The following is a 19315-nucleotide window of genomic DNA, read 5'->3' on the forward strand; positions in this document are numbered from 1 at the left end:
TCTTCCCGAGATGGGTGCGGAACCATTACACTCTGGATGGTGTACTGTTCCAATTCAGCAATCATCTCTCTGTGTCCCGCGACCGCGGATCGAGAGCGACTCCGCCCGGGGCGGACTGCTTCCGCCTTACCGACCGGCCTGCTCCCTTCGTCGTAGACGGTATCTGAATATGCTTATGTACCACATTTCACCCACGATCAGGGAGTATACGGGCACTTGATCCCGACGTACGCACTGCGCACGTTCTGAGTCTTTTTCATCGAGAGGAGCAAGGCCACAAACAGGATCTGTCCACATGCCAACCGTCGCTACGATCGTGGATACAGCATTTAGACTGTTCGTCGTCGCCGAGTTGACGGCGAAGTACGTCGCACTCTGTACGCTCGTCGTCGGGCTGATGGGCTACTGGACGGCGGGGTCGAACGTCCATCGGTCGCTCCGCTATCGGGGGATGATCGTCGGGGCGTGTGCGGCACTCGTGGCGATCTTCGGTCTTGCCGCGTTCTACGACCTCGTCGCGTACGTCATGGCCGGGTCAGAGTTCCTCCCACCGGGCTGGCCGTATGGAGCCGGCGGCGCCAGCGAGCTGCTCCCGATCGCACAGGCCGCCTCTGGGATGCTCTCGTTTCTGGGGCTGGCCTGCTTCTCACTCGGGGCGGCGCTGTGGGCCGCAGGCGGACCGTACGGACAGGCAAGAACTCGTGGATACCACGGCATCACCTACGGTCTGGTGATGATCGGCGTCTCGATGGGGGGGACGCTCTTCACCGTCTTCGCAAGTGTGTTCACTTCGTTGTAGAGCCGTCGGAGACCCACAGCTGCAACAGAACAAGCGGAACCGCGAATGAGACTCGCGCTATTAGCCAACATTACAGAAGAGGAACCGAATGAGGCGCGTGTGAACAGTTGAGTAAGATGTGGGGGTTGGCTGGTGACCGGTCCTCGGGAGTTGTGACCGAGAGGCTCTAGTCGTCGTGATCGACGACTGCCTCGGTCCGGACCGACGGTTCGAAGTCATCTCGCTCAGCCGTCTCGTCACAGATCCGGGGGACGACGTTCCAGATGACGCTGTAGTTCTGGTGGATCTCGTCGGTTGTCGGAAATTCCAGCCAGTCAAGCAGTTCGTTCACCGCTTCGTCGTATGACTGATCCTGTAGGAGATTCCGATTGCTGTACGCGAGCAGGCGATCGCGGGTCCGTTCGCTGACAGGAATCGACTTCCTGCTCATGATTGGGACGACCTCCTCCTGGGGGCGGGGTCGTTGGATGGAGTCTTGGATTCCATTTGGCGTCACTATCCGTGTTAACTACCAGTCGGGTACCGCAACTACGAATCGAATATATGCAGTGTCCAGCACTCTTAACTCTTACTCTAAACCCCACAGAAACCGCATTTTGACCGGAGCAGACCGGCAATGTGCGCGATGCGTACGGGTACGCACCGCGCAAGTTTGCGCAGTGCGCATACTTGAAACTAAAATTATGCCCGCCCGACAACGTCGGTCGTGCAATGAACCTCAAGCACGCCGCCGAACGACTGCCGAACCGCCTCGCACGCCTCAAGTCGGCTGTGAGCTTCGAGACTGTCTTCATCACCGCCTTTGTTACCCTCGTGTTCTTTACCGGCGGCGCCGCTGCACAGGCGCCCACCGGCGGAACGGGCGGGGCGACGACCGGTTGGGAGACGATCCTCGACAACCTGTACAACGTCCTCTACATCACACTCCAGTACGTCGGGCTGACCGTCCTGGTGCTGGGGTTCATCGTCTGGCTCACCGCACGGAATAACTCCCAGCGCTCCGAAACCGGCATGAAGCTCACGATGGGCGGGGGTGCGATGGTGGTCGCCTACTTCGGGCTGGGCGCACTCGTCTCCCTGCTCGAGTTCATCGCCGGGTGATACCCCGTTCCCGGGGCAGCACAGCCGCCCGACTACCTCACCATTCACCTCATTCATGAGCCCATGACGCCACCAGCGCCGCATTTCGACGACCGACCACAAGACGAACAGCTCAACTCCCCCCGGGAGACATCGACGGAGGCCCGACGGTGAGTGATCAGAACCGGTCGGACCATCATGGCCGTGTACCGAGCGTCAGCGACGACGAAATCCGCACGGCTGTCGCCGCCCGCCTGCAGAGAACCGACGCGGGTCCCGGTACCACTGGGGACGAGGAAGGCCAGCCTTCCCCGGGGAGCGCGACCGGGGTCGGTCAAGAGACGTCCGACGCCAATTTCTCGACGGAGACAGGGCTGGGTGGTGACGATCCCGGTGGAAGCGAGTCAAAAGATTCCCCGGGCGAAGCAGAGCCGGACGACACGACGCGGCCATTCATCAAGATCACGCCGGCCCGTGAGCAGGTCACACCCGGTCACGTGGTTAAGGCGCTGTACGGACTCTACCGAACCGGCAGCGGCCGGCAGATGCCATTCGGCCTCGAACAACGACTCTCATTCGTCAGCACCCACCTCACCTTCGAATTCCTGATCCACAAACCGCGGGCCACCCAGCAGTTCGATTTCTACCTCGGGGTTCGCCCGTACGAGCGGGAGGCCTTCGAGACGCTGGCGGCGAACGTCCGGGCGATGTACCCCGAGTCGTTCCGCTTCGAGATCGTCCCGTTCTCCGTGGCTGAGGTGTTCGAGCCGTCCAAGTCGGGTGAGACGGCACAGCTCGACGCGTTCGAGGGGATCAATGAACTCGGCCAGCTGAAGGGCTTCGAGCCGTTGGACATCGACGCAGACCACTTACTCACGGAAGCGGGAGCGAGCGACTCAGAGGAGCAAGAGCCACCTGAACTGGTCCGGTGGCACGGCGTCGAAACAAAAAACAACGACTGGATGACCCTGCTCTCGCGGTTCAGTGAGCTGGCGCTGGACGCCGACGATGGCTATCGCTCGCCGCTGAGTGTTCTCCTCGAGCAGGCGCTCGCGACCGACGAGCCGTTCGTCTATCAGGTGGTGTTCAGGCCAAAGCACGACTGGACGAAGGATGCCGAACGCCACAAGCGCAACCTCAAGATGGGAACTACAGGGATGTGGAGCGCATTCAAGCAGGAGGCCGCAGCGACTTTGCTCGGGACATCAGAAGAAGAGCGACGCCAGCGTCACCGACCAGATACGCCCGAGCAAATTGGCGGGACCATCAGCGGGCCGGACGCCAGCGGGCAGTCCACCCAGCACAGTCGGATGGGCCAAGTCGACCTCAAACAGCCGGCCGTGACGTTCGATGTCTCCATCCGGGCCGCCGGCGATACGACCGCCATCGGCGGGATCGCGGGAGCCTTCACCGCCCTCAGCGGGCCCTACTACGGGATCGAGGGAAGTGTCCTAGGTGATGACGGCCGGGAGTATCGACAACTCACTGAAGCTGGACTCGGCCAGATCGGATTCCGGGAGCGCTTCGGTGACGACACGTCAGTTATCGTTGCCAGTCCAGACGAGCTCGCGAACTTCGTCACGGTCCCGAGTACAGGAGCACTCCCCAAGCCGAGTCGGGGAGCCTCTGGCGGGACGCCTGACGTCCGGTCACCCTTGACCGCGACCAACGAGGAACTCCTCCGAACTTTCGACACCGGAATGTGCATCGGCGAGGCCGAGACAGCCGCGCTTTCACGCCCGAATATCCCGGTCCACCTCACCGCCGAGCAGCTCACCCACCACGTCCTCCGGGCATCGACGACGGGCAGTGGGAAGACGACCGCAATGGTCAACGACGCCCTGACTGCATACGAGGAACTCGACGGCCCAACCGTTATTTTCGGCAAGAAGGGCGGCAGCATGGCGACCGAGTACAAACGGGCACACTTCCACCGGTTCGGCAACCTCGACGATATCGTTCACCTGCCAGTGCCGGGCCCGAACGGCGAACTGCCGGCGTTCCCGTTCTTCGACATCCGGCCACAACTCTCCGCCGGTATCTCGCGGGAGGCGGCCGTCCAAGAGAAAGTCGACCGGTACAACGAACTGCTCGCGTACGTCCTCGGTGAGGAACAGCACAATCAGGCGTTCGTCGCTCAAGAGATCCTCTCGAACCTGATCGTCGCGTTGTTCGACCCTATCCACGGTGAGGACGCGTACGCGATCAGCGACCTGCTGTCGGCGGCCACCCAGATGCAAGAGGCCGTGCCCGAGATGCAGCGAGCACAGAGGACAGGCGAAAAAATACAGGCCGATGAGTACCTCCCAGAGGTCGTAGATACCGATCTTAAGATAGCGCTGGAGAGACACTTTAGTGCGGAGCCACGCCGATTTGCGACCTCTATCGACGCGGTACTGAACCGAATTACCAAGCTTCGCGAACGGGATTTCGTCTGGCGGATGCTCAACTTCGTCCCCGAGTGGGATGAGAACGCAGAGACCTATGCTGACGACCAGATGCTGTTCGACCTGACGCGCTGCTCGACTCGAGGAAGGTGGTGCTTATCGATACGGGCGATCTCCGGCCAGCGTCGAGCAATCTGTTCACGGTGTTAGTGCTGGATTACCTGTGGTCGTGGGTCCGGCTGCGCAAGCGCTGGGACCGGGACGTCCCGGGCCTGCGGACGGCTACTGTGTGAACCTGATCATCGACGAGGCGGCACCAGTCCTGAAAGCGAGTCTGGTCCGCAACGAGATGATCCCCGACGCACGGGAGTTCGCGCTCGCCTTCGAGGTGATCGTCCACTTCCCCGAGCAGGTGAAACGCGACGCGCTGGACACGCGAGCGTACAAGGAAATCCTCCGGAACATCAACACCAAACTCATCGGAAAGCTCGCCATCGACGACGAACTCGCGACAACGCTGTTTCACGAGGACCTCGACGCCGAGGGACTGGCCAACCGGATCGCCTCGCTTCCCCGTGGAGAGTGGCTCGCACAACTCCCCGACACGGGATTCATGACCGACACGCCCGAGCTGGTGACACTGAAACCGCTCCCGATACCGCCGGGGCACAGCGATAGCGACGACCCCGTCGACGCCGGGACGCACCGTCCGGACTCCGGCGATCCAAGGAGTCCGGGACAGACGTTTCAGGAAGCTGATCACCTCCAGTGGTCGCGCACCCGTTTCACCTACTGTCTGTTGCCGGGGGTGAACTGTCCGCCCGACGCCGCACAGCGCACCGCCCGGTGGGGAGCCGGCGTCACGAACACCGGAGGCGGAGACGATGACGCGTCTACAACGGTCGAACACGCTGAGACGGAGTCAGATATCGACCCATCCAACAGGGTAGACGAAGATACCGACGGCGAGTCCTCGTCTGAACAGAGCGGAACACAGGGCCCGGAGACAGATGCCCGGGGACCATCCCAGTCCGGTGGAGCATCGAACCGATATGGCACCGTTCTGGGAACCGGCACGACATCCTCAACGAACGGCACGGATAGACCCGCTGACAACACGTCTGACCGGAACAGCGGTAAAGCCCGGTCAGGACGAGACTCGTCTGGCAGGGACTCCGCAGAATCAAACGACGACGCCTCACCCCCGGATGCCAGCCGGAACTCGTCAGGGGACGACCTAACCGAGCACGAGCGTCGGTTCCTCCGGAACGTGATCGCGGCGCTCAACGGCGAACTCGACGCCTACGAGCTCACCGAGTCGATGACGATCATCCGGAACCGCTCAGGAAGTAATATCGACGAGGACAAATTGGTCGAGCAGGGCTACCTTGAGAACCCCCACGTCGGGACGCGGAAGTACTACTACGTCACCGAGAAGGGCCAGCACGCGGTCGACCGGAAGCTGTACACCGGTCGTGATTACGGTGATCTCCACGAGAAGGTCCACCACAAGGTGTTCACCGAATGTTTCGCCCGGTATCTCGCGCAAACAGAGAGCCAACATGTCGAGAAGTATTACGAACCGATGGGCGGCGGAATGGTGTTCGATGTGGCTGGATTCATCGACCTTCCGGGGGGCCAGCGAAACCTCACAGCAATCGGGGAGGTCATCACGACGGTCAAACCTGAACGGGTTGTCAAGCACTACGACGACTTCGCGCAGTACGACGGTGTCACCAAGCACTGGGTCGTGAAGGATATCGACGTGACCCACGACCTCGTCCGGGCACTCCACGATGCTGGACGGGTGGAAACGGTGCCGCCGAAATCACTCCAGAATCATACACGTATCGCCGAGACGGTCTTCGGGGAGCATGGCGAGTGGCAGATTCACAGCGGAAGCGATATCGTCGAAGCTGTGCGGGCGTTCACCGCCGAATCGGAGGATGGAGCGATTGGCTGGCGGCGCCCTGAACGCGCTCAATAGCGTTGGTAGAGCGATCTGGAGCGCTGCTGGACTAGTTCCGCAAAAGACTGGCTTAGGGAGGGTATTGGGTACGCGATCAACCCCATCTCATTCCCGCTGCCGTCGGACGCTTTGGACTAGTCCATCGATGGGATCAACGCTCAACGCGTGGGCGGTTGGGCACCAGCCGTTTCGCGAGCGCGGCAACGGGGCGGAGAGACAGTTCCCAACCACCCCTACACAGCCATGTCATTGAATACTATCACCGAAGGTGCGATTCCTGATACGATCCGTACAGTCGAGCAGTGGATTTGCTGGCGCGAGGACGAGCGCGACGGCAAGCCAACGAAGGTTCCGATCAAACCGTACCGGACCAGCGGAACCCCGTTCGCGAGTGCGACGGACCCGGGGACGTGGCGGGACTTTGAGACCGCGCTGACGTATCATCGGGAACGTAATTCCCGTACCGATGGGGTCGGGTTCGTGTTCGACCCCGAGGCGGGAGTCGTCGGGGTCGACTTGGATAACTGTCGCGACGCCGACAGCGAGGAACTGGAGTCGTGGGCCACCGAGATCATCGACCGCCTCGATTCGTACACCGAGATCTCACCCTCAGGGACAGGTATCCACGTCCTCGTTGAAGGCGAACTCCCTGCAGGGCGGAATCGTCGTGGTGACGTCGAGATGTACGACCGGGACCGGTTTTTTACCGTGACTGGTGCGCACCTCCCCGGGACTCCCGCAGACGTCGCTCGCCGGCAGGACGCCCTCCTCGCTGTCCATTACGAGTTCGTCCAGACCGCTGGTGAGGACGAGGCGACCATGCTGACCGAGACAACGGCCCACGCGCCATCGAACGGCGCCGCGGGGGTTGGAGACGACGACACACCGACCCAACCGGTTGGCCCGAACTCGGGGCTGCGTCGGAAGTTCGGTCAGGACGCGCCAGCGGTGGACGACCCGGCCCTTGAGGCGGCGTTGCACGGGCTGACACCGGACGAAATCCCCGACCCTGTGCCCCGAACCATCGGCGAGGTCGCGGGGGCGGGTGTGGACCTACCGGATGCGGAGGTGCTCAGGCGGGCGACGGCCTCGAAGAGCGGGGAAACCATCCAGGCGCTTCTCGACGGCGACAGCTCGCTGTGGAGCGGGCAGGACAGCCGCTACCCGTCGCAATCGGAGGCCGACATGGGGCTGTGCTTCTTTCTGGGCTTCTGGACGGGCGGCGATCCCGAGCGGATAGACGAGCTGTTCCGGGCATCGGGGCTCTACCGGGAGAAATGGGACCGACGCCACTACGGCAACGGGGCGACCTACGGCGCCGTCTGCATCGCCCGGACGCTCTTAAAACTCGATGACTATTACAGCCCGCCGGCGAGCGACTCGTCGAAAGACGATAGCGACGGATGGCAGACATCGGGGGACTCAGCCGAAGGAGCCGACCCCTCCCCACCCATCCACGGAGCAGACCGGGGTCGTTCCACGAGGCGGTCGACGGGCGGTTCAGCGCCGTCGATCGACATGGGAGCAGTCGAGGACGCCCAGCGACTGGCGACCAGGGTGAAGCGCCAACAGGAGCAGCTTGACGCCTACGAGGAGCGGATCGCGGATCTCGAAACCCGGCTTCGATGGTACCGTATCGCGCTCGATCTCCAGTCCGGCGAGCCGCCTGTCCCTGGCGAGGACCCGCCTGAGAAGGAAGTCGCCACGCACGATAGCAACCCTCGGGGCGAGCCCGCCGCACCACCAGAGGGAGATCTCGATATCGGGGAGCAACGTACCGGTAACCGAGACGTTGCCAAGACCACAGAACAGGCACCGGGGCCACCCGAGTCGGATCACGAGGTGGAGGACTCGCTACCTGACGACAATGGGTCACGGCTGAGGCGGTGGCTCCGGCGCCGGTGGTCGTGACGAGCACGGAGCATCTCCAGCCTGGGAGCGAGACTCGATGACAGGGGTCGGGAGGGCGACCCGGTCGCTCACCGGTCCAGCCTGCCGCCCGGCATTTATCAATACCAAGGGAGTGAGGAGGCCGAGCACGACGCGAGATCCCGACGCGGTGTTGGAATCGCGAGCAGCGCTCTGAGCGTCCTCAGGAGAGCTTCGAGATGTCGCAGACCACCACGACCGAGACCGAGCTGCAGGACCGTGCGGAAACCATTACTACTCACCTCGACGCGATGACGGGGCCAGCGAGCGACGCGGCGGCTGTCGAGGCGGAAATCACCCGGCAGGAGATCGGGCAGCGGCTGGACGAGCTGGTCGCCCATCAGGTTCCGGTGGACGAGGCCGTGCGGACGGTCGTCCGCGGAATCATGCGCGACGCCAGCTTCGAGCAGTCGGACCTCCCGGCCGAACTCGCACGGCTGGCCGGGTACTCGGCGGGCTCGCGGTTCGAGCGCGCAATGCTCGAGGATGTCGAGGAAGCAGACCAGTGGATCGACGTCGTCGCCGAGGTCGTCGAGCTCTGGGAGCCCCGGAGCGAGACGATCGCCCAAGTCGGGCTGCTCGGCGACGAATCCAGCCGGCTCAAGTTCGTAAAATGGGAGAGTGCAGGGCTCCCTGAGCTGGTCGAGGGGGAGACGTACCGGTTCCACAACGTCGTCACCGACGAGTACCAGGGCCGGTACTCGGTGAGCCTCAACTCGGCGACCGTCGTCGAACCCAGTGAGACGACGGTCAGCGCGGCTGCCGAGGGCGTCACCGTCGGGGGACGCTCGTCGCCGTCCAGGAAGGCTCAGGACTCATCAAGCGCTGTCCCAAGGCGGACTGTACCCGGGTACTCTCGGGCGGGCGGTGTGGCGAACATGGCGCCGTCGAGGGCGAGTTCGACCTTCGGATCAAGGCAATCGTCGACGACGGCAGCCGGTCGGTCAACGCGATCTTCGACGCCGAGGCAACCGTCGCGGTCTCGGGGCTGTCGATGGCAGACGCCCAAAAGATGGCGATGGACGCTCTCGATACCAGCGTCGTCGTCGACGCCCTCACCGAGCGGGTGCTCGGCCGGTCGTACCGGCTGACTGGCCCGGTGGTGGGCGAGTACTTCCTCGTCGACGACGTGGCCGAGGGGCCCGCCGACGAAGACCTCAGTGACGAGGCGCTCGAGCCCGCGGTGACGGGCCGCCAGCCGGCCCAGCGAATGCTCGCGCAGGAAATCAACGCCTCGACGCACACCTTCCAGGAGTCCGACGAGGAGCGGGCCCCCGTGCTCAGCCTGTCCCCCACCGGCGTCGCGGTGAACCGTGTGCTGACCGTTGGAGCGCTCATTGAGGCGAGAGACGTCGGGTCGAGCAGCGAATACTGGCGTGGACGCGTGTACGTCGGCTCCGAGCCCGTGTTCGTCTACGCGGGCCAGTACCAGCCGGAGGCGATGCAGTTCCTCCAGCAGGCGGCTACGCCGTCATACGTCGCCGTAGTGGGGAAGCTCCGCTCCTACGAGGCGGGCGAGCGCGTGAACGTCGCCATCGAGCCGGAGTCGATCGCGACCGTCGACGAGCCGACCCGGGAGGCGTGGCTGGCTGAGGCGGTCGAACACACTGGCACGCGGATTGCGGCGTTCGAGCGCGGCGCGGCACAGGCGGCTGCAGCGGCCGAGCACTACGGCAACGATCTCGGCTCGATTGAGCAGGCTGTCACCGACGCAGCGAAGGAGCTGGGACTGGAGGACGCCAGCCCGTAGCCTGGCGCCGGCACCTCGGCGTTTGAAGAAGGGTTACCCCACACGGTCGGTTGATTAGTCCGGCGTGGGGTAACTACGGTATCAGCCGAAGACCAGACGCAGAGAGTCTCAAGCCAGTTTCGCGGTTACAAACGAGCAGGGAAGCAATCACGTCGACTCTGTAGCGAACCGTTCCCACCGATCAGTGTATAACCATTATGATAGATAGGTACATATTCTCCCGCTCCATGGAAATAGTACATGTTGCCGTAGACGGGGTGGCTCGGAGATATCCTGGGAGCACCACAGGAGACCCGTTCGCCAGGGTCTCGAAGATGGACATCCTCTAGCCCTCCGAACAGCGCCGACGTGTAACCGCTTGCCCTATACACCACCAATGACCCCCACATCCGACACGGACTGGCACGAAGTGACTTTCTCGGTCCCGTGGATCGTCCACAACGTCGCTACCGCACAGGACGCGATCAATATCGCCGTCGCCGAGCTCGGGAAGCGCGTCGCCAAGGCCGGTGAATCGATTCGGAACGCCGATATCACGGTCCAGTCGGCCTGCTGTCGTGGCTGTGAGACCGAGATGGACGTCGCGACGGTTGTCTCGGGCCGGGCGCTGGTCGGCCTGCTGTTGACCGTCGAAGTCCGGGCCAGTTGTCCCGAAGAAGGCGGTATTGTCAGCCAGCGCGAGATCGGCCCGCACGTCCCGGATACCCCCCTCACGCTCGTCGAGTCGTCTGGGTAATTCGTCGTTGTTCCCCTACGGCTCGACGACTTCAGCGAACGCGACGTTCTCGCGAACGGTCGTGATCCGGACGAGCGGCTGCTGGCCGATCTCGGTGTCAGGGACGAACACAACGTAGCCGGGACCGACACGGGCGAGACCGTCACCCTGGTCGCCGACGTCCTCGATCTGGAGACGACGCTGCTCTCCCTCTGTCACGGGGGGCTGGTCCGGTGTGCTGTCGGTCGAGGCCGACTGGCTGGCCGTCTTCGACGATGTCGACGGAGAAGAATCGCGAGCCGGATTAGGTGTCTCCCTCTGCCGAGCGAGTCGGGTATCTCGGGAATCATCGTCAGCAATTGTTGAGTTCCGGCGGTCGGTAGCCCCTGATGATGTTGACACGCCAGGATACACCCCAACTCGGTACGTCTCCTCGGATTCGAGCGTCTCTGGTTCGATTTCCGGTTGGGGAACCGTGATGACGTACTCTCCATCTCGTTCCTCGACGCGACCTGAGAACAAACACAACAGGGTGGACGAATCCATCGATACTACTTCTGACGGCACTTGGATATATCCGTCTAGTGGTCCGTCGACCGTCTATTGATGAGTTCGGTGGGTGTTCGACCCGCTCTTGGAAATCGAACGAACTGCTTTCTGTCAGAACGATCCTGCTGACTCGATGGAAATTCTGCTATCCCAGCGGAGCGTGAATCAACTATGGGACGCAAGAGACCGAGCTGTATTCCGTGCTCCAGAGCACGTGCTGCTGACTAGTCCGAGTGCGAAAGAAGCCGGGTTATGGGCGTGACAGCCCGGATGCTGCGCGTAGCGCTCAGCGGCGGGCTGGCGTCGGCGTGAGCGACAGCTCTCGCAGTTCTCGTGTCCTCCACCTGTCGGCTTCTCATCCGGCTATCGTTTCGCAGTCGTTCGGTTTTCTCTCCCTTGGTTGGGCTCGTCTCGACATCGTCCAAACAGTTATATCGTCAGTGGTAGTTTGTTCGGCCAGCAGAATTTCCATAGGTGAATACAGCGCGCGTATCGGCCAGAGCAGAGTTTGTTTTAGACGACCTCTTCGAGGACTGACTCACCACTACCATCCTTTGACTCCCATTCCCACTCGTCTTCGATGCGTACACGACCGTCGTCAAGCAGTTCAGCGGTGCCCACGGAGTGGCCACTCGCGGTTTCATTCTCTGTGTTGATCTGCGAATACCTGATGTCCCATTCATCTCCATCAAACGTTCCGACGAGATGGCCATCGACGATACTTCCACCTGTATAGTGTGCGTAAATCCGTTCGCCCTCCTGCTCAAACTCGAAGCGAGTATCTCCACTCACTTCCCCAGCATCGGTGTTTGCAACGCCAGCAAGCGTCCGACCATCAAGTGAGATATCTTCGGTCATAGACTGTTGTGCTATCCATGAGGTCAAAAAACCCCGAGAGGTGCGGACTACACCCTCTCTATCTCGCAGGCGGTGAGAGGGCTATCACCGAAACATCAATTCAAATCGCGTAATCACGAACCCATCGATCTACGGTTGACAGAACACTAACAGTACTGTACTGCTAGTTCGGCTGCCGCATCGTTCGCTATTTCGTATCGTTACCCCACAAGATCGGCGATCCACGCTCGTAGGGTGACATATGGTGAGATGCTACTTGAGATCAAGACAGAAGGTCAGCGGAGTCGGCACACACCGAATCCGGTGGCTCGTTCCAGTCAATCGGTCGGCGTCGAAAGAGAGTGTTAGAGTTCTGAGTCCGGTCAGAGACTCGCCGTGCTACAGTTCGCTACAATTCTACTCAGTCGTCAAACATCACCGATCACCACTCTTGCAATCGCTCTGATTGGCCGTCGCTCGCTCAATGATCGTCAGGGTACTGTCCCGGCGTGTTTCGAACGTCGGGTCGCCATTGTACCATCGCTTGATGACATCCTCACAGCGAACGACATCACCCTCCCGCAACTCGGGGAATCGGTGTGAACGAATGAGCGTCCGACCGTCGTCCGTTGGATCGGGCGTCGGTCGTGTCTCATCCCATTCGCTTTTGACCCACACAGCGAACTTCATCACGCCGGTATCGTCACTCAGCAGACCGGCCTGCTTGATGTCGGGATGGGTATCCTCGAACAGCCGGAGGATCGTTCCCTGGGTCGAGAATCGCCCACGCGTCGCCTCGACGGGCGTGTACCGGACGTTGCCGACTCGCAGGACGTTTCCTGAGTCGGTCGCCTCGGCGTCGGCCTGTCTGAGCAGAGCCTGTGTCGGATCGGCCCCGTCATGGAGGCGTTTCGCGAGCGCAATCGCCAGCGTCAGCCGTGACTTGCGAAGCTCAACCACTCGATCGAACTCGTCGTTCAGCAGTCGGTCTACCATCCGGGAGACCTGGTCGTGCTGTTCGGCGTCGAGGTCTGTGAGCGGCCGAATCCGCCTACGGTAGGCCTCAACCTGACGTTTCTCTCGAACGGCTGCAAGCTCGGCACTAGATGGCCTGGTCGCGGCGTATTCGTCGTACCGGTTGGCCAGCCACTTCGCATGACCCACCAGTTCGACGTCACCTGGCTGGATGTCCGGATCGGTCCGGGCAGTCAGGATGCCGTCAGTGACGCGGCGCATCTCGGCTTCGACCGCGAGAGAGTACTCGATCGATTCGAGTGAACTCCTCGCGAACTGTTCGGGTTCGTCGAACAGCTCACCGAGCGGAGTGAGTCGCCCGTCGGGCGTCTGCACTTCCAACTCTGCGGTCGGAACACCCTCGGTCGCATCTTCGGGCGTCGGGTCGGTTGGGATGTCGAGCGCACGGAGACGGTGCAGGCGCGCCTGTTCGGCAGCCGGCAGCGTCTCCAGCAGCTCGTGGTCGATACCGCTGTCCCAGTCCTGAGAACGGGAGCGAGCGGGCAGCAGCGAGGCGAGGTGACCCGGAGCAGTGTCCTGCGTCGTCGCGGAAGCTGTCCGTGCCACCATCGGCTCAAGGCCGCTCGCGATACCGATCATGCGCTCACCGTTCGGGTCGACGAGCGTCGGGCCCGCCGTGTGGTCGTAGTCGATCGCGAACGTCGTCGCCTGGTCGCCGGATCGCTCGGCAAACAGGAAACTCGCGTTCGTGCCGGTCGCCGCGGTGACTGCTCCAGCCTTGTCTGGCTGGTAGAGCGTGTCGCCGGGCGTCCAGTTGGCGTCGATGCGGCTCGCGGCGAGTCGCCCGGTCGGGGCAACCACCGGGTCACCGTCGGCTGTGTGTCCGTACACGCCGTCGACGGGTTCCGTTCGGGAGCCGTACTCGCCCTTCGAGGCGGTCCGTTCGGTGTACGCCGTCGAATCGTCAATTTCTGTCCCGTCAGTCGCGCTGCTCGCAGACGACTCGGTGTCATCATGCACGAGTGCGTGCAGCAACCCTGAGAGCATCCGCACCAGTGCGGAGCGATCCTCGGGGGAGCCGGCACGCTGGCGGCGCTTCCGGGCGGCCCGGAAGTTTTGGGATGGCGTGTCGGTCGGCCGCGTGAGAGCGGTCGCATCTGTCGTATTCGGTTCTGTCGTCTCGTCTTGAGTTCCCGATAACTTCTTATCAGGGTAGTTGCTACTGTTCATTGGAATTCCAACATTCCATTCGTGAGGCTCTTGTACAGCCTCACATTCTACACTCGTTAGCACCGCTTAGTTGTATCGCCGTTAGAGACCTCAGAAGTGGCATTTTCTGACGACCCCCACATAGACCCCACAACTGTTTCGACTGAGTTTCATCCGTCTGCAGTTACCCCACGTTACACGAGAGAGGAGGTTTGTGGGGTAACTACCGCCCGGGTCGTCACAAACGAGGACACTGGAGCCGCGTTGCTTCGGAAGAGAAAGCAGGTGCGACTGGTTGAGCATCTACAACAGGTCTCGGTATCGACTGAAAGCGTCAAGTCCTCGCTTAGACGAGAGGAGCACAAGTGACCCCCCAGCAAAATCCGCTGACGTACCCTCGGAGGTACTGAAAGCGAAGTTCGTCTATCGTTATCCTACTGACCGCTCAGCGGTACTTTAGATAACTGAAAGCCCAAACAATTATCTAAACAGGCCACAATTGAGGTGATAGATAACAATGCGGCCCGAAGATTTTGTTGAGCATTCTCCTGGCGAGATCGAGATGGTCGACGGGATCTTCACCTACAGTCCGGATCCGCTCCCGCCGGATCTCGACCCGTCACACGATCTCATTACGCAGAACGGCGAGGCAATGTACGCACTCGGACAGTTATCCGACCTCGAGACGTGGCTGGACTCCCCCGAGGTCATCCTCAGTCCGTTAGTTCACCGTGAAGCAGCTGACTCCTCGAGCATCGAGACGATTTCGCGGGTGACGCTCTCGGACCTGTACCGTCGTGAGGCCGGAGAAGATGTCGGCACGACCGACACCGAGCGCGCCGACATCGCCGAGGCGGCCAACTACATCGACGCAACACGTCTCGGAATCGAACTTCTCGAGGCTGGGGAAGAGATCGACCGGTCGCTGCTTCAGCAGCTTCACGAGGTGCTCATGAGCGGGGTCCGCGGTGCAGAGAAGCATCCCGGCGAGTTCCGTGAGGAACTCGTCGGTATCGGCGAGCCCGGACAATCACTTGATGAAGCTCGGTTCGTCCCGACGCCGCCTGCGAGCGTCCCGTACGCGCTTCGGAGTTTGTTACAGTACCTCCGGACGGAGTCGAGGTACGCACCGCTCATCGAGATCGCACTCGTCCACTACCAGTTCGAGGCGATCCATCCGTTTCACGATGGGAACGGGCGGATGGGACGGCTGTTGATCATGCTTGCGCTGTATCGGCGTGATATCCTTCCCGGGCCGTATCTGTATCCGTCGGCGTATTTCAACGAACGACGTGAGACCTACCTCGATCGGTTACTCGCAGTCAGTCAGGAAGGCGCGTGGACTGAATGGGTCGAGTTCTTTCTGGAAGGAATTGCGACCCAGAGCCGTGAGGCATACACCGTCGCCCGGGAGTTACTCGCGCTCCGGGAACGATACCGTGAGCAGTACGCAGGGGCCGGGGCGGTCGTCACTGAGCTGATTGACTTCATAATCCGCCAACCGTATTTCACCGAGCCCCAAGCGGTCGAGGCGACAGGCCGGTCCCAACCGGCAGTTAACAAGTGGGTCCGCCAGCTGTGGGACGACGGGGTCCTGCGCGAAACGACCGGTCAGCAACGAAATCGCCGGTATGAAGCGACGGACGTGTTGGATATCGTCGAGCCGTATTGAGCGGGCGCGTACTGGATGGTACGGTAGTTTCGCAATCATGTGATCCGCCCGCTTCGAATTTGTAGCGTCCTGCGTGCTCGTCTCGATGTGGGAGCGCGGTGGCCGCCTCCGATCAGATTTACCACCTACAACGGAGTGAGGGGAGCCGACCGATAGCGTCAATCCCCCCATGAACCATGTCACTGAGAGATATCTACGAACGGACGTTCGACGAGGACGTCCACAATGGAGAGCAATCTGGCCCAGCCTGTCCGGAGTGTGGTGGGATCGTCCACACCAACAGCATCGAGACGGCCTGCGAGGACTGCGGGCTCGTCGTCGAGGACCGCCCGATCGACCACGGCCCAGAATGGCGGGCATTCGACGATGACGAGCGCGACAGGCGCAAACGAACCGGACCACCACTGACGCCGACCCGCCACGACCGAGGACTGTCAGGCGAAATCGGCTTCGACCGGACCGACGCGAACGGCACCACGCTGTCGGGACAGAAGCGTCACCAGCTCGCTCGCCTCCGTCGCGAGCACCGGCGTGGGCGGTGGTCCAGCAAGGCCGAGCAGAACCTCGCCCACGGCCTTACGGAGGTTCGACGGATCGTCAGCGCACTCGACCTTCCACGGAGCCTTCGCGACCAAGCCTGCCAGCTTCACCGGACTGCTACTGAGGAGGATCTCATCCGTGGCCGGTCGGTTGAGGCGATGGCCGCCGCGAGCGTGTATGCGGCCTGTCGGTGTGCCGGACTGCCTCGGACGCTTGAGGAGGTGGGAGCGACGTCGGCCGTCTCCAACGAGCGTGTCCAGAACTCCTATGGAGTGCTCAACCGGGAACTTGAGCTTCCGACGGTGCCGATGGACCCCATCGAGTATGTTCCCAAACTGATCTCGACGCTCGATGTCTCACCGGTAACCCGGCAGCGGGCCGTTACTCTCGCCAGGAAAGTGACGACCAGCGGCGCCGCGAACGGGTGCCATCCGGCGGGCGTCGCTGCGGGCTGTGTATATCAGGCGGCCCAAGAGCAGGAGGAGCGGATCACCCAGGCGGAACTCGCCGACGCCGCCGAGGTCAGCGTAATGACAGTCCGTGCCCAGTGGAAGCAGCTCCAGACCATCCTCGACGAGCCGAGCAGCCAGTCTCAACGAGGGAACGCATGAACTCGTCGGATCGAGAAACCTCCCCGGCTGATGACCCCGAACCGTTCTTAGATCTCGAGAAAGCCGACTGGGTTCCCGGGGCAGCCTGTCCGAACTGTGGACACGGGGACGTGCACACGATTGTCCGCGCCGGGATCCTGTTCCGCGACATCGGGAGTTGGGAGGTCCAGGAGGTGTTGGGTATCTACGAAGCCTTCTGTTCGAACTGTGACTGGCTACCGCCTGTCCGTCGGGAGTGATAGTCCTGCGGCATCAGACGGAGAGTGAGAAGGTTCGAGAGCGCCATTTAACGGCTGCAAGATATCGAGGGGCCAACGAGCGAGATTCTGGATCCGATTGATCACGTCTCGCTCAGCCACGGCTCCTGTTTCTCCCATGAGTACTGAACCAGACAGCGAACCCGAGCCCGAAATCGAGCAGAGCGATACAGAACACACGGCACCGAGTGACGACGAGTCCGAGCACGGCGAGTCCACGACGGACAATCACCCCGAATCAAAAACAGACACGCCCAATGGAGATTCGGCCGAGAAGGCGTCCCCTGTCGACGATGTTCCCGATGAGCCACCGACATCGTTCCGGGCGGCGATCCGCGCGTCCCGTCTAAAGACCGTCCTCTCCCCGCTCCGGGCTCTCGTTGACGAAGCCCGAGTCCGCATCACCGAGGACGGACTGACTGTCCGGGCAGTGGACTCCGCGAATGTCGCGATGGACGATCTCGAACTCGGGGCGGCGGCGTTCGAGTCCTTCGAAGCCAGTCCGGGGACGTTAGGACTGGATCTCGACAGGCTCGCCGACCCCGTTGGCCTCGCTTCCAAGAACGACCTCATCCAGTTGTACCTCGACCCAGAGTCGGGGAAACTGATCGTTCTAGTCGACGGGCTTCGCTACTCATTGGCCTGTTTAGATGCGACGACGATCCGAGCGGAACCGACACTACCCGAGTTCGACTTGCCCGCAACGGTCAACGTCAACCGAGAGGCGCTCCAGCGGGGGGTGAAGGCCGCCGATCTCGTTGCCGACCACATCAGGATACGGATGGAGGACGGTGGCGAAGCACTTGTCGTCAAGGCTGAGGGCGATACCGACACTGTCACGCTCGAACTCGACGGTGACGACATCGACATCGTCACCGCCGGAGACGCTAGCGCACTCTTCAGTCTGGACTACCTGAAGAAGCTGGTCCGGACGATTCCGAAAGGAACCACTGTGACGATCGATCTCGGCGAGAGCTTCCCGCTGATACTCTCATACGCTCTCGCCGAGGGCGAAGGGACCATCACCCGGATGCTCGCGCCGCGGATCGAGACCTGAGTTGCGTCGAGACAGACCGTGTCACAGCTCGATCGACAGCGCCCATCTTACCTATGATAACCAACTATCGAAGATCCACGCATCGCGCCCGGAGGTATCGCGGCGAGCGAACCGTCGGTGGCTGTCTCGTCTACGCTGGCGACGACCTCCTCGACAAGCACCTGTTCGTCCATCCAGTTTCCCCGGGGGGATTCGACTGGAGCCCCGATGCCGACGACGACCGAGCCTGCCAGCTGGCGATCGCCCTGCTCGCCCCAACGTTCGGCCTCGAAGTCGCCGTCGACGACTACCACCTCTTCGCGACGAACTTTGTGAAGCGCGAACTGACCGGCAACACCTGGACAGTTCGGTCTCAGGACCTCAAGGAGGACGGGCTCCGCACGAAGTTCGCCCACCGCGAGTATCCGGAGAATACGGCACCATCACCCTCGGAAGTCAACATCGAGACAGTCGACATCGACGGTCTGAGCTATGCCGGGGAGATCGCTCTCGCCCGGCGGTATGACGACATCCTGTGGAATAAGGGCAATCGACGGGGCAACCTGCGTCGTCTCCAGGAGATACGCACCGGGGCGCTTGACCCGGCCGACGAACCCGTCTCGAAGCAGTGGGTCGGGACCCATCTCGGTTTGACGGCTGCCGCGGCGAAGCGAGCGTTGGCCGAGGAGTTCGAGACGATGGGCGAACTCGCGGCCTGGGTGTTGTACGCGACCACACTCACCGACCGCAGGAACATCGGCGAAACAACCGCTAATCGGCTCCGATCCCGACGCGGCGTTTTCATCCGGTGGTTTGGAGGCGAAGGGTACATCCCCCAGTACGATGATGACCAGCAAACGCTCTCGGGACAGCCGAGTCAATAGTCGGGAGAACTCTCCGTAAATAATTACATTACCCGCATAATGTGAGTCAAGATCCACTCTGAGAACGGCTATCCGGTCCAGCTATCCAGTGAATTTCTCTTCGACAGATGGGTGAA

At 61.8% G+C, this 19315-nt stretch carries 14 protein-coding genes and 1 pseudogene; 11 read left to right on the top strand and 4 right to left on the bottom strand.

Annotated features, from left to right (window positions below):
* The first annotated feature begins 316 nt into the window (after positions 1 to 316).
* Positions 317 to 799, top strand: a complete 483-nt coding sequence (locus WDJ58_RS25715) for a hypothetical protein (protein WP_338918413.1) — start codon at positions 317 to 319, stop codon at positions 797 to 799.
* Between the two features lie 166 nt (positions 800 to 965).
* Here WDJ58_RS25715 and WDJ58_RS25720 read toward each other — a convergent pair whose 3' ends face one another.
* Positions 966 to 1229: a hypothetical protein gene (locus WDJ58_RS25720; RefSeq protein ID WP_338918414.1), complete on the bottom strand. Its 264-nt coding sequence runs from the start codon at positions 1227 to 1229 to the stop codon at positions 966 to 968.
* 281 nt (positions 1230 to 1510) lie between these two features.
* On the opposite strand from WDJ58_RS25720, the gene WDJ58_RS25725 reads away from it, so the two are divergent.
* From WDJ58_RS25725 to WDJ58_RS25750, 6 genes and pseudogenes are all read left to right on the top strand, one after another.
* A complete protein-coding gene (locus WDJ58_RS25725) occupies positions 1511 to 1900 on the top strand; it encodes a hypothetical protein (protein WP_338918415.1) in 390 nt (129 codons plus the stop codon).
* Positions 1901 to 2049: 149 nt separating this feature from the next.
* On the top strand, positions 2050 to 4476 hold the full coding sequence (locus WDJ58_RS25730; protein ID WP_338918416.1) for a hypothetical protein: 2427 nt from the start codon (positions 2050 to 2052) through the stop codon (positions 4474 to 4476).
* 79 nt (positions 4477 to 4555) lie between these two features.
* The gene (locus WDJ58_RS25735) at positions 4556 to 6253 is read left to right on the top strand and encodes a hypothetical protein (RefSeq protein WP_338918417.1); all 1698 of its coding nucleotides are present in this window, start codon (positions 4556 to 4558) and stop codon (positions 6251 to 6253) included.
* A 462-nt stretch (positions 6254 to 6715) separates the two neighbouring features.
* Positions 6716 to 8146: a hypothetical protein gene (locus WDJ58_RS25740; RefSeq protein ID WP_338918418.1), complete on the top strand. Its 1431-nt coding sequence runs from the start codon at positions 6716 to 6718 to the stop codon at positions 8144 to 8146.
* Positions 8147 to 8415: 269 nt separating this feature from the next.
* Positions 8416 to 9320: pseudogene (locus WDJ58_RS25745) on the top strand (replication factor A); the annotation flags it as partial.
* 970 nt (positions 9321 to 10290) lie between these two features.
* Positions 10291 to 10650, top strand: a complete 360-nt coding sequence (locus WDJ58_RS25750; RefSeq protein ID WP_338918419.1) for a DUF555 domain-containing protein — start codon at positions 10291 to 10293, stop codon at positions 10648 to 10650.
* 15 nt (positions 10651 to 10665) lie between these two features.
* Here the strand turns inward: WDJ58_RS25750 and WDJ58_RS25755 are convergent, their stop codons facing one another.
* The 3 genes from WDJ58_RS25755 to WDJ58_RS25765 form a co-directional block, all read right to left on the bottom strand.
* Positions 10666 to 11175, bottom strand: a complete 510-nt coding sequence (locus tag WDJ58_RS25755) for a TRAM domain-containing protein (protein ID WP_338918420.1) — start codon at positions 11173 to 11175, stop codon at positions 10666 to 10668.
* 516 nt (positions 11176 to 11691) lie between these two features.
* Complete coding sequence (locus WDJ58_RS25760) at positions 11692 to 12036, bottom strand: hypothetical protein (protein WP_338918421.1); 345 nt, start codon at positions 12034 to 12036, stop codon at positions 11692 to 11694.
* Between the two features lie 414 nt (positions 12037 to 12450).
* The gene (locus WDJ58_RS25765; protein WP_338918422.1) at positions 12451 to 14220 is read right to left on the bottom strand and encodes a hypothetical protein; all 1770 of its coding nucleotides are present in this window, start codon (positions 14218 to 14220) and stop codon (positions 12451 to 12453) included.
* Between the two features lie 541 nt (positions 14221 to 14761).
* Here WDJ58_RS25765 and WDJ58_RS25770 point away from each other — a divergent pair.
* The 4 genes from WDJ58_RS25770 to WDJ58_RS25785 all read left to right on the top strand — a co-directional run bounded on the left by WDJ58_RS25770 (position 14762) and on the right by WDJ58_RS25785 (position 19199).
* Positions 14762 to 15871: a Fic family protein gene (locus WDJ58_RS25770; protein ID WP_338918423.1), complete on the top strand. Its 1110-nt coding sequence runs from the start codon at positions 14762 to 14764 to the stop codon at positions 15869 to 15871.
* Between the two features lie 176 nt (positions 15872 to 16047).
* Positions 16048 to 17022, top strand: coding sequence for a transcription initiation factor IIB (locus WDJ58_RS25775; RefSeq protein ID WP_338918424.1), 975 nt, complete (start codon positions 16048 to 16050; stop codon positions 17020 to 17022).
* A 375-nt stretch (positions 17023 to 17397) separates the two neighbouring features.
* On the top strand, positions 17398 to 18336 hold the full coding sequence (locus WDJ58_RS25780) for a DNA polymerase sliding clamp (protein ID WP_338918425.1): 939 nt from the start codon (positions 17398 to 17400) through the stop codon (positions 18334 to 18336).
* Positions 18337 to 18389: 53 nt separating this feature from the next.
* Positions 18390 to 19199, top strand: a complete 810-nt coding sequence (locus WDJ58_RS25785) for a DUF6166 domain-containing protein (protein ID WP_338918426.1) — start codon at positions 18390 to 18392, stop codon at positions 19197 to 19199.
* Positions 19200 to 19315 lie beyond the last annotated feature (116 nt).

Source organism: Salinirubellus litoreus (genome assembly GCF_037335815.1).
GTDB classification, from domain to species: domain Archaea; phylum Halobacteriota; class Halobacteria; order Halobacteriales; family Haloarculaceae; genus Salinirubellus; species Salinirubellus litoreus.